Here is a 13,523-nt window from a genome sequence, read left to right as displayed (position 1 = left end):
ATCACAATTTCGTCAACTAATAGTCTACTTTGAATTTTTAAAAAATTTCAAATTTTTTGCAATGAAAACATTTTCTTTTTTTGATTTTTAGATTTATTACTAATAATAATATAAAATCTAGCATTAATCTACTATTTTTCATAAAAATCTATTCCAAAACGTCAATAAAACGTCAATAATTTTCTTATAATGAATCTAAAATTAACTCAAATGATTTCATTATCTTATGAAAATTAAGCCTATTTTAAAAATAATAGCAACTTAAGTCTACATTCTATACATTTTTCTGCAAAATTATGTTATAATACTTCATAAATGTATATTTTTTTAGAATAGAAGGTAAAATTATGAACATTGACAAAATTCTTCATTTAGTAACCTATGCAGGCCAGATAATGCTTGAAAATGGAGCAGAAACATATCGTGTAGAAGAAACTATGAAGCTAATCTGCAATTCTTATAAAATATTTAATACAGATATTTTTGTTATACCCACTACCATAATCATATCTGTATCATTCGATTCTGGACAAACCTTAACTAAAGTAAAAAGAATAGAAAATAGAACAGTAAACTTAGATAAAGTTTCAAAAGTTAATGATCTATCACGAAAAATATGTACTAATCATTTACCCTTAAATACTATAGAAGAAACATTAGATAGTATAAATTCTAACGATAAATATAGTAACATTATGCAAATCTTTGCTTTTTCTATGGTGGCAGGTTTTTTTACATTATTTTTCGGTGGAACCATTAAGGATTTCTTTGTATCTCTTTTTATTGGGGCTCTATTACAAATTATATCCTTAAGATTATCCCAAATTGAAACTAATGCTTTTTTTATTAATATATTATGTGGCTCATCAACCACCTTTATCGCATATTTCAGCACCACTATGGGATTTGGCAATAGTATGAACAAAATAATAATAGGTTCTTTAATGCCTTTAGTTCCTGGTCTCTCTATAACAAATGCTATACGGGACATCATAGCTGGTGAATTGGTAGCAGGTCTTTCTAAACTTACTGAAGCCTTTTTAATAGCTGCTGCTATAGCTATAGGTGCTGGAATTACACTATCACTGGGAATTAATTTTTTAGAGAGGTGATTTACATATGTTTATTTATTGTTTATACGCTTTTTTAACTTCTCTTGGTTTTGGTATTATTTTTAATGTTAAAGGAAAAAATTTATTTCTCACAGCTTTAGGCGGAGGACTAGGATGGGGTGTATATCTTGTATCTAAGAAATATAATTGTTCAGAGATACTTAGTTATTTTAATGCTACAATATTTATATCAACCTATTCAGAAATTGTAGCAAGAAAATTTAAAGCTCCTGTTACTGTTTTTTTAGCTTCTTCCTTAATACCTTTAGTGCCTGGAAGTGGCATGTATTACACTATGTTTGAATGTATAACTGGTAATGTTAACGCCTCCTTATCTATAGGACTTAATACACTATCAATTGCAGGAGCTTTAGCTACTGGAATGATATTAGTATCATCTTTTACTAAACTTATTTCATCTAAGAAGAAAGTTTATTATACAAAGGAACTTACATTAATAAAAGAGAGTGCTAAAAGATAATCTAGATTATCTTTTAGCACTCTCTTTTATTAATACTTTATGGGATTAGGTATCTTACAGCTCCACCTGGTCCTAACGGAATATTAAATATAATAAAGAATATAAGTAATATCGTCCACAAAACCCCAAAGGCTATGGAATAAGGTAACATATTAGAGATTAAAGTTCCCATACCAGCTTTTTTATCATATTTACGCATTAATACTATCATTAATGGGAAGAATTCAAATAAAGGAGATATAGGGTTGGTTATAGAATCCCCAATACGAAAAGCCATTTGAGTTACAGCAGGACTATATCCCATTAACATTAACATAGGTACAAATATTGGAGCCATTATAGCCCATTTTGCTGAAGCACTTCCTATAAATATATTTATAAATGATTCTAATATTATAAAACCCACTATAATTCCAACTCCATTAATACCTGAGTTTTTAAGAAACTCTGTACCTTTTACTGCTAAAACTATTCCTAAATTACTCCAAGAAAACAGTGCTATAAATATGGCAGCTACACAAGATAATACTATAAATCCTCCCATGTCTTTCATGGACTCCGCCATCATATTTACAACATCTTTATCATTTTTTATACTTCCTGTCATTTTACCATATATTACTCCTGGTATTAAAAATGCAATTGTCATTATAGGAATAAGCCCTTGCATAAGTGGAGATTTCCATGCTAAAAGTGATGCTGTTTCTGGATCTTTTAATAATGCATTTTCCCCTAAACATAATGCCACTACTATTAAAATTATTATTATAATTGAAATTCCAGCCCATTTTAAAGCTTTCTTTTCTTTTTCTCCTATTTCCACATGTTGATTACCATGATCTTCATCAATTTTTTTACCTTCAAATCTAGGTGCTATAATTTTTTCAGTTACATATACACCTGCTACTACCAATATAACTGTTGAACACATCATAAAAATTATATTCATAGCTGGCGTAGAATTGAAATTTGGATCTACTAATTTTGCTGCTGGAATAGTGAAACCTGCTATTAAAACATCTGTCATATTTACTATTAAATTAGCTCCGAATCCACCTGTTACACCGGCATAAGCTACAAACATACCCACTAGTGGATTTCTACCTATAGTCCAAAACATAGTTGCTGCTAATGGTGGTAATAATACAAAACCTGCATCCCCAGCTCCATCTGATAATACAGATATTAAAATAACCGTTGCTGTTACTAATTGCTTAGGTACTTTCCTTATGGTATTTTCCATAGCTGCTGACATTAAACCCGATTTTTCTGCTACTCCTGCCCCTAACATAACTACAAGTACCATCCCTAATGGTGGAAACTTTTGAAACTCACTTACTGATTCCATAAGAAGTTTTCTAATACCATCCTTTGTCATAAGGTTAACTACATGAGCTGTTTCTTTTGTTGATGGATTTATAACAGATACATCTGATGCTAGCCATGATATTATAATAACCATGAGAGATAATCCTACAAACAAAGTTACTGGGTCTGGCATTTTATTGCCAATTACCTCAACTTTGTCTAGGAACTTATCAAAGCCGCTTTTCTTTGAAACTTTTATTTTTTCACCTGTTTTTAAAGAACCTTTCAATATAACTTCCCCCTTATAAAATAAATTTATTTCCCCAACATTTCAAATTATTTCTAAATATATTTTATCATTACACTCGTCTATCTTGTGTCAATTTTCAGTTAATTATATCTTTTTTAAAGATAATGACTTTTCTCACACTATTAATTATTAAATATGAAAAGTATTGGCTTTTTATACATTATTATCACTTTCCTATGATTTTCGTCTATAAAACGTCTAATTATGTGCACAATATCAAATTTCATCTAAAATTATAAAAATTTTGTTCCTAAATATATATTTACTATAACTATTAAATATTCTACTTTAATAATTTTTAATATTAGCTAGTATTTCTAATAAAAAATCCCAAGTTCTTAGTGTAGAAGAAATACTTACATGTTCGCTAGGATTGTGAACCTCATACATATCAGGTCCTATTGAAATAGCATCAAGTCCTGGTATTTTATCAATAAGAATACTTGATTCTATACCAGCATGGCAAGCTATTATTTCTGGTTCTTTACCATATCTTTCCTTATATGTTTTTATACACAATTCTCTAATTCTAGAATCAGGGTTATATACCCATTCAGGATATTCTATATAAGTATTGAACTCACAATCCAATAATTTTGCAATAGTTTTCATTTGATTAAGTATACTTGATCTTAGACTTTTAACAGCACTTCTTATTTCACTTTGAAAAAATATATTTTTATCATCATTATAAACTAAACCTAAATTATTAGAACTTTCCACTAACCCTTCTATGTCCATACTCATAGTATTTACACCATTAGGAATCAATATAAGAGTGTCTATTAATTTATCTGTAGTTTCTTTAGAAAATCCTTTATTGGAAAAATCCTTTACCTTTTCTATGTATATGCGTAAATCTGGATCCGCTATTCTAAATTCACTTTTAAATACCTTTTCCCATGTATTTATTTCAACTATAAAATCATTTTCCATATTAGGGCTTATTAAAAGTTTTACTTCTGATTCCCTTGGAATTGCATTTACCTTTGATCCACCATTTATTTCAGTTACAAAATAACTAAATTTATTATTTAGTCCTGCTAAAAGTCTTCCCATAATTTTATTAGAATTACCTCTACCTTTATCTATTGCCATGCCCGAATGTCCACCTTTTAATCCCTTAATATGTATGTTTAAACATGTATATTCCTCATATATTTCTTTCCATTTTATTGGCAACACTTGTTCAACATCTATTCCACCAGCACTACTAACTAATAACTTTCCTTCTTCTTCTGAATCAAGATTAATTAATATTTTTCCTTCAAATAAACTTCCATCTAAAGAAGCTGCACCATTCATTGTACTTTCTTCTTCTGTAGTTAATAAGATCTCCAAATTTGGATGAGGTATATTCTTTGAATCCATCAAAGCTAGAGCATATGCCAAAGCAATTCCATTATCTGCCCCCAAGGTGGTATCTGTAGCATAAATCATATCATCTATAATTCTAAGTTTTAAAGGATCTTTTTCAAAATCATGTTCAATGCCCTTATTTTTTTCACACACCATATCTACATGACCTTGTAAAATTACTGTTGGAACATCTTCAAATCCTAATGTAGCTGGTTTTTTTATAATTACATTAAGTGTTTCATCTTGTATTACTTCTAAATCTCTTTTTTTTGCAAAAGCCACAAAATAATCACTGATTTCTTTTTCGTTTCCTGAACCTCTTGGAATATTTGATATCTCTTTAAAATAATTTAATACAGGATTTTTGCTTAAACTTTCAACACTATTATACATTTTATACCTCCTCATATATAACAATACACACTACTTCAAGACATTTAAGAATTCTTAGAGTAGTGTGTAATAAATTAATAAAAATCAATATATAATATTAAAAATTAATGTTCTAATTCAACTGCTTTTTCAACAGCTTCTAGTAATTTTCCATTAGTTATTAGTTCTGTAGCTTTATCTAATTCTTTATACATTTGTATATCAGTATCATATTCTATAAAGTCTATAGCTTCTCTTATTACTTTATATGCTTCTTTAGTTCCCTTTCCTAATTCGAAACCTTTGTCAGCTCTAAAATCTATTGCTTGGCATGCTGCCATTAATTCTGTTGCCAATACTCTTTTTGCATTGTCAACTATATCTCTTGCTTTTCTTGCTGCTATTGTTCCCATACTTACCAAGTCTTCTTGGTTTGCTGAAGATGGGATAGAATCTACTGACGCTGGGTGAGCAAGAACTTTATTTTCTGATACTAAAGCTGCCGCTGCATATTGAGTAATCATAAATCCTGAGTTCAATCCACCATGTTTTGCTAAGAAAGCTGGTAAATCATTTAATTGATGATTTATTAATCTTTCTAGTCTTCTTTCTGATACATTGGCAATTTCTGCTGCTCCAATTCCTAAGAAGTCAAATGGTTGTGCCATTGGCTCTCCGTGGAAGTTACCTCCAGAGATTACATCTCCTTCTCTTGTTACTATTGGATTATCTGTAACCGAGTTTATTTCTATTTCAACTTTTTCTTTTACAAAATCAATAGTGTCTTTACTAGCACCATGGATTTGTGGTACACATCTTAATGAATAAGCATCTTGTACTCTTAATTCTCCTTGTCTAGTTACATAAGTACTTCCTTCAATTAATTTTAATATATTTCTTGCTGTAGCCATTTGTCCTTCGTGTGCTCTTATTACGTGAAGTCTAGGATCAAATGCATCTTTTATTCCTCTTAATGCTTCTATAGTTAATGCTGCTGCAATATCTCCAACCTTTAATAATTCTATAGCATCATATACAGCTAGTGCTCCTGTTGCTGTTAATACTTGAGTTCCATTTATTAATGCTAAACCTTCTTTAGCATCTAACTCTATTATAGGAATTCCTGCTTTATCCATAGCTTCTTTACCAGACATTATTTCGCCTTTGTATTCAGCTTCCCCAAGTCCAAGCATTGGTAGAACCATGTGAGCAAGTGGTGCTAAGTCTCCTGATGCTCCTAATGATCCCTTTTCATGTATTTGTGGATGCACCCCTGCATTTAACATTTCTATTAATGTATTTAAAGTTCCTATTCTTATTCCTGAATATCCCTTTGATAATGCATTTGCTCTTGTAAGCATTATAGCTCTTACTATATCTGTAGAGAATTTTGGTCCATATCCACAAGCATGTGAACGGATAAGATTTTCTTGTAATGTTTTACAATCTTCTTTTGATATACTTACATTACAAAATTCACCAAATCCTGTAGTTACTCCATATACCACCTTTTCATTTTCAACTATATCATCAATAATCTTTCTTGATTCTAATACGCTATCCTTAGCTTCTTCACTTAAAGCTACTTTATATCCTTCTCTTGCTACTAACACTAATTCCTCAAGAGTTAAGTCATTTCCTGTTAATATAACTTCTTTTATATTTTTCATGTTACTACCTCCAATACAAATATTTTTATATCTATAATAATATTATCACAACTTCGTCAACTAATAGTCTATTTTGAATTTTGTAAATTTTTTTTAATTTATTCTTTTCAAAATATTTTCAAAGTATAATATTATTTATCTTCTTTGGCAACATCCTATCTTATATATAATCAATACAAGCATAGATAACACTTTCTACGTTTTATGTAGTATTTTGAACTATATATAGCTTAAAATACTATTTATATTATCGTCAATAAAACGTCTATGAACTTATCTTTGTTAAAATACAAAGAGTATAACTGAATTCGGTTACACTCTTTGTATTTTGATAATTTTATAGATTTTTTATACTTTCTATTTCGTAGTCGATTTTTGATTCCTTTAAAAATTTAATAGCCTCATTATAATAGTAATCAAAATCTTCCTGAAGATTATTATTAAATACTTTTTCTATTTCAGCATTTTTTTCCATATATCTTTTTACTGTAGCTTTAGTCTTATAAACTGTGCCGATTTCATGAGGGTTTTTCATTCTATTTGAATTAATGTCTGCACTTTTTAGTGATTCTAGAGCCTTATTATAATTCCCTTCCTCTATATATATTAAGGTCATAAATGATTCTAATATGGATTTTTTCCAAACTGAATCAAATTTTTCATATAAATCATAAGCCTTTTTAAAATATTCTTTAGCTTTAGTATATTCTAACATATCAAAGGCTGCTTGTCCTGCATTTATATTAAACACAACTAAACTACTTAAAGCATTTTTATCTTCACAAATTTTTATTGCCTTATCATAGTACTCTAATGCTTTAGAAAACTTTTTATTAAATCTTCTAATTTCTCCAATATAATTATAGGCTGCAGCTATATTAAGAGAATATTTATTTGCTACTTGTTCAGTAACATTAAAAATAGATATTGATTCATTTAAGAAACGTTCTGCTTCTTCATACTCTCCGCACATAGTTTTATATAGTCCCTTTAATCTTAAAAGAATGCCTATTTCTTTATGATAATTACATTCTACAGCTAAATCTAAGGCTAAATCAATATATTTTAACATTAAATCTGTATTATTGGTCTGTATACAAAAATAAATCATCTGTTTATATCCTTCTAGGGCATAGTCCTTATCTTTTATAGCTAAAGCTTTTTTTATCATCTCTGCTATACAACTTGTGCCAATGTCATATTCTCCACCTCTAATTAAGTATCTTCCTTTAATATGAAGATAGGACATTTCTAATTTTTCTATTTCCTGTTCTCCTTTAGATTCCTTTTTTATATCCTTTAATAACTTTTCTATTTCTTTTAAACTTTTTGTAGTTTGCTGTGTACTAAAATAAGCATATTTATAAGCTTCTTTATCTGTATTTGTTAATATAGGAAATAGTTCATGGCTAAAACTTAAATAATAATTTAAACTCTTTATTTTATAAAATAATACTTTTGTTTTATTTTCACCATTAGAATAATGATATATAAGTTTATGGTATAAATCTATATCTGCTTTTTCATTTTTTATTTCTTTTTCTATTATGTTGCCAACTTTATTATGTAAGACTTTCCTTCTTATTTCGGACTGTTTCACATATATGTACTCTCTTAATTTTTGATGTGTAAATTTAAAACCTATATTACCTAACCCTTTTACTTCCGATAGTATAAATTTATTTTGAAGCTTTTCTATTATATCTATAATTTCTAATTCATCTTTTCCTAATAACTCTTTTAATATATGTATAGGTGCCTCATCGAAAAATAGGGATATTACATTTAATAGCTCTATAGCTTCTTCTGAAATATATATAAATCTACTTCTTAACACATCTTTCATTTTAGAAGACATTATATTAATATTTTTATTGTCTTTTATTGAATTTAAATATTCTACTAAGAAAAAAGTATTCCCCTCTGTTTCCTCATAAATTTTTTTTATAACTTCGTTAGAAAAATCCTTTTTAGGTAATGCTTTTCCAATGAAATTCTTTACATCTTTATTATTAAATCTTTCTAAGTTAATATATTTTAATTTATTATATTTTCCTAAAGTAGATAAAACCTTTTCAACGTCTTCATTATGCTCATTTCTATAAGTAGCTAAAAACATTATATTATTTTTTTCTTCATGAAGAATTAAACTACTTAATAATGACAAACTCATATTATCCATCCATTGTATATCTTCAAATATAAAAATAACTTTTTTATTGACAGATATCTTTTTTAAAATGTCTAGCAATATATCCTCTAAAATATCATATTTAAATGAGTCTATATTCTCTAACAACTTAACATTTAAAATATTTTCTCCTCTTATTAATTCTGGGAATAATTTTTCTAATATATTCTGCCATATAGATGGGATACTCACTTTGTTGTCTAGTATAGTGTCATAAATTTTTGATATAATTACATTCCAAGGCTTTAATATGTACTGTTTTTCTACTTGATAGCAATTAGCTTCAAATATATAAAACTCATCTTTATTTATATTATCTAAAAACTTTTCCTTTAACCTACTCTTTCCTATACCAGCTTCCCCCGTTATTACTATTGACTTTCCATTACTTTCATTTATAAATTTATTATGATTATTTTGGAGAAGACCTAATTCTTCACATCTTCCATAGAAAAACCCATTTAAACTTTCTGAATCACTTTTACTACTACTAATAGAACTCATAGCATCATCAAATATTTCCTTAGATTTTCCACTAGGTAGTATTCCCAATTCCTTTTTTAAAAGTTGAGATAGCCCATTATATGTCTCTATCACTTTATTTAAACTTCCTGTTTCTTTATAGTATTTCATGAGTATTCTATAGGGTTCTTCATTAAATTCATCTGTAAGCGTTAACAATTTTGCATACTTTTCTATTTTGCTGTCTTTGCTATCTAAATTATTTATTTTATTTTGTATCTTTTCCTTATAGGCAGTTTTATAATTTTCCCTGGTTTTAAAGGTCCACTCTTCAAATCCTTCAGCATTTTTTACATAAAATCCTTTTAAAAAATCTCCCTTATATACATCTATACACTTTTCTTCATCTTTTAAAAACAAATCTATATCTATGTGAATATCTAACTTATTATTTAACATAACAACAGAGTTGCCTGGTGAAAGAATAACTTCTCTTTTAAAGGATTTCTTTATTTGATATATAGCATTTCTCAAATTTTTCTTTGCAACACTATCATTTTCCTCTGTCCATAATAATGTTGCCAATTCATCTCTCGTAGCTTTTTTATTAACAGCAATGTAATAAAAAAGTGCCTTTACTTTACCATAGGGAAAGTGTACTTCTTTTTCATCTTCTGTCACTACAGGAGTTCCAAATAATTTAACATAAACTTTTGACATTCTTCCCCTCCTATTCTATTATAAATACCTCTGTATAAATTATAATACATTTTCACTAAAATTAAAATATTTTTATAAATATGATTTTTCAATATTATAAAAATATAAAAGAGGTTATCCCACCGCTATGAGATAACCTCTTTTTTCATATAAAATTAATATGATTTTTTATATACTATATTTCCATCTTTTATAACCGTTTCCACTATATTAACTCCAGTATTATATGGTAAGAATTTATAGGATGGATATTCTAATATTACTAAATCGCCTTTTTTACCTTTATCTATACTTCCAATAGTTTCTGCCCTTCCTATTGCAGCAGCCCCATTTATAGTCATAGCACTAATAGCTTCTTCTATACTCATATCCATATAGATTGTAGCTAAAGCAAACATAAGAGGTATGGAATTAGTAAATCCACTACCAGGATTAAAATCTGTACCTAATGCAACAGCTCCTCCTTTATCTATCATCATTCTTGCTCTTGCAAAAGGCTCTTTTAAACAAAAAGCAGTAGTAGGTAATAAAGTGGCTATAACTTTTTTATCTGCCATAGCTTTTATCCCTTCATCTGATGCATGAAGTAAATGATCTGCTGATGTAGCTCCTAATTCTGCTGCTAACTCTGCTCCACCTAATTGAACTATTTCATCTGCATGAAGCTTAATTTTCATTCCTAGTTCTTTAGCTTTTAATAGTATCTTTCTTGATTCTTCTACAGAAAATACTCCCTCTTCACAAAAAACATCACAAAACTCTGCTAATTTTTCTTCTGCAACCTTTGGTAAAACATCTTCTATTATAAAATTAATGTATTCTTCATTTCTACCTCTATATTCTTCAGGAGTTGCGTGAGCACCCATGAAAGTTTTACAAATATCTATTGAATGATCTTTTTGCAGTCTATCCATTACTCTTAATTGTTTTAATTCAGTTTCATAATCTAAACCATATCCACTTTTACCTTCTACTGTGGTAACTCCAAAGTGAATCATAGAATCTAGTCTTTTTTTAGCACTTTCATATAATTCATCTTCGGTAGCTTCTCTAGTTCCCCTTACTGAATTTACGATTCCTCCGCCTTTGTTCATAATGTCCATATAACTTTCTCCATTTAGTCTCCAGGAAAATTCTTCTGCTCTAAAGCCACCAAATACAAAATGTGTATGAGAATCTACAAATCCAGGAAGTACTGCTTTATTTGAAGCATCTACTATTTCAAAGTGTTTTTCATTATATTTTTTTAGAATATCTTCTAAACTTCCTATTTCTTTTATAATACCATCTTCAACTACTACAGATGCATTTTCTATTACATTAATATTATTCATATCCTTACCAAATTTACCTTCAAAACCACTACAAGTTATAACTTGAGAAGCATTTTTTATTATAACATTTCCTTTTTTCATAATATCACCTTCTTTAATTTATTTTTGTAGATAATTTTAAACTTTGCAGTAAGAATTTTTCTTACTGCAAAGTTTTATTTAATTATATACCAATTATTTAAATACTTTTTCTACGGCTTCCTTTACAAGATCTTCATCTGCTATATATGGTATAGTTATATGGTCAGTTCCTACGTTATTTTTATTGTATTCTAATACTGTTTCTATGGAATTTTCATTTCTAGCCCAAGAACGTCTAGCAACTCCACCCATAACGTCCCAAGCCATAGCTGATTTAATTATTTCATCTACTCTTTTACTTCCATCTAACACTAAACCAAATCCACCATTTATGGATTTACCTATTCCAACTCCTCCACCATTATGAAGAGCAATTAAACTCATTCCTCTAGCTGCATTTCCTGCATAACATTGAACAGCCATATCTGCCATAACATTACTTCCATCTTTTATATTAGATGTTTCTCTGAAAGGTGAATCTGTTCCTGAAACGTCATGGTGATCTCTTCCTAACATTATAGGTCCTACTTCTCCCTTTCTAACCATATCATTAAATTTAAGTGCTATATTAACTCTTCCCATAGCATCTTGATACAATATTCTAGCTTCTGTACCAACAACCATTCCATTTTCTTCAGCGTCTCTTATCCAATTATAGTTATCTCTATCCTGATATCTTCTGTTTGGATCTATGCATGACATAGCTGCATGGTCTGTCTTTATTAAATCTTCTCTCTTTCCACTTAAACAAACCCATCTAAATGGTCCATATCCATAGTCAAATAATAATGGTCCCATTATATCTTCAACATAAGATGGCCAAATAAATCCATCTTTTTCATCTATTCCATTTTTGGATATTTCTTTTACTCCAGCGTCGTACATAGCTTTCATAAATGAATTTCCATAGTCAAAGAAATAGACTCCTCTGTCAGTTAATTTTTTAATAACTTCAAAATGATGTACTAAAGTTTTATCTACTAATTCTCTAAACTTATCAGGGTCTTCTGCTAGTAGTCTTGTTCTTTCTTCAAAAGTAATTCCTTCTGGACAATATCCCCCTTCATATACATTATGACATGAAGTTTGATCTGATAAAAGATCTATGTGGATATTATTGTCAACCATATATTGAAGTAAATCTACTATATTTCCGTGATAAGCAATGGACATAGCCTCTTTTTTCTCTAAGGATTTTTGAGCTAATTCAACTACTTCTTTTACATCAGCAGACCACTTTCTTATCCAACCTTGTTCTAATCTTGTATCAATTCTTGATTTGTCTACTTCTGCAACAATAGCTACTGCATTTGCTATTTCAGCAGCTTTACCTTGAGCTCCGCTCATTCCGCCTAATCCAGATGTTACAAATAGTCTTCCACCTAAATCTCCATCATTAGGTATTCCTAATTTTGATCTTCCAGCATTTAATACTGTGTTATACGTTCCGTGGACAATTCCTTGAGGTCCTATGTACATCCATCCTCCAGCTGTCATTTGACCATAGTTTGCAACTCCCATTTCTTCTGCAACTTCCCAATCCTTTAAGTTGTCAAACATACCTATCATTAAAGCATTAGTTATAATTACTCTTGGAGCATCTGGTTTAGATTTAAATAATCCTAGTGGATGTCCTGATTCAATTACTAAAGTTTGATCTTGAGTTATTTCTTCTAAATATTTTTTTATTAATCTGTATTGCATCCAGTTTTGACATACACTTCCCGTTTCACCATAGGTAACTAGTTCATATGGATATAATGCAACATCAAAATCTAAGTTATTATCTATCATAACTTGGAATGCTTTTCCTTCTATACACTTTCCTTTATATTCATCTATTGGCTTTCCATATATTTTTCCTTCTGGTCTAAATCTATAACCATATATTCTTCCTTTAGTTGTTAACTCTTCTAAGAATTCTGGTATTAATTCTTCATGGTATTTTTCTGGTATGTATCTTAATGCATTTTTCAAAGCTACTTCTGTTTGAGACTTAGTTAAGTGAAAACCTCTATTTGGTGCTCTTCTTATGCCTTTTTCAAACTTAGGCATTGGTGGTAAATAATCATCTAATTTTATTATCATTCCTTCTGAAATATCAAAATTTGTAATCATTTAAA

Annotated in this window: 8 protein-coding genes; 2 read left to right on the top strand and 6 right to left on the bottom strand. The window is 29.0% G+C overall.

All coding sequences use genetic code 11. From position 1 onward, the window contains the following. Positions 1–347 precede the first annotated feature (347 nt). Positions 348–1,112, top strand: coding sequence for a threonine/serine exporter family protein (locus tag B5D21_RS03875; RefSeq protein ID WP_011100451.1), 765 nt, complete (start codon positions 348–350; stop codon positions 1,110–1,112). Positions 1,113–1,119: 7 nt separating this feature from the next. After that, positions 1,120–1,593, top strand: coding sequence for a threonine/serine exporter family protein (locus B5D21_RS03870; RefSeq protein WP_011100452.1), 474 nt, complete (start codon positions 1,120–1,122; stop codon positions 1,591–1,593). Between the two features lie 37 nt (positions 1,594–1,630). Here the strand turns inward: B5D21_RS03870 and B5D21_RS03865 are convergent, their stop codons facing one another. From B5D21_RS03865 to B5D21_RS03840, 6 genes are all read right to left on the bottom strand, one after another. Beyond that, on the bottom strand, positions 1,631–3,190 hold the full coding sequence (locus B5D21_RS03865) for an AbgT family transporter (protein WP_011100453.1): 1,560 nt from the start codon (positions 3,188–3,190) through the stop codon (positions 1,631–1,633). A gap of 309 nt (positions 3,191–3,499) precedes the next feature. Further along, entirely contained in the window at positions 3,500–4,963 is a 1,464-nt protein-coding gene (locus B5D21_RS03860; protein ID WP_035124389.1) for an aminoacyl-histidine dipeptidase, read from the bottom strand. A gap of 104 nt (positions 4,964–5,067) precedes the next feature. Next, complete coding sequence (gene hutH, locus B5D21_RS03855; protein ID WP_011100455.1) at positions 5,068–6,612, bottom strand: histidine ammonia-lyase; 1,545 nt, start codon at positions 6,610–6,612, stop codon at positions 5,068–5,070. Between the two features lie 337 nt (positions 6,613–6,949). Further along, the gene (locus tag B5D21_RS03850; protein ID WP_011100456.1) at positions 6,950–9,985 is read right to left on the bottom strand and encodes an ATP-binding protein; all 3,036 of its coding nucleotides are present in this window, start codon (positions 9,983–9,985) and stop codon (positions 6,950–6,952) included. A gap of 155 nt (positions 9,986–10,140) precedes the next feature. Beyond that, positions 10,141–11,400 carry an imidazolonepropionase gene (gene hutI, locus B5D21_RS03845; RefSeq protein WP_011100457.1) on the bottom strand — a complete coding sequence of 420 codons (1,260 nt, stop codon included), beginning with the start codon at positions 11,398–11,400 and terminating at the stop codon, positions 10,141–10,143. A gap of 93 nt (positions 11,401–11,493) precedes the next feature. After that, complete coding sequence (locus B5D21_RS03840) at positions 11,494–13,518, bottom strand: urocanate hydratase (protein ID WP_011100458.1); 2,025 nt, start codon at positions 13,516–13,518, stop codon at positions 11,494–11,496. Positions 13,519–13,523: the final 5 nt, after the last annotated feature.

The organism is Clostridium tetani (assembly GCF_900167265.1).
Taxonomy (GTDB): domain Bacteria; phylum Bacillota; class Clostridia; order Clostridiales; family Clostridiaceae; genus Clostridium_G; species Clostridium_G tetani.
This window is presented reverse-complemented; position numbering and strand designations above follow the sequence as displayed.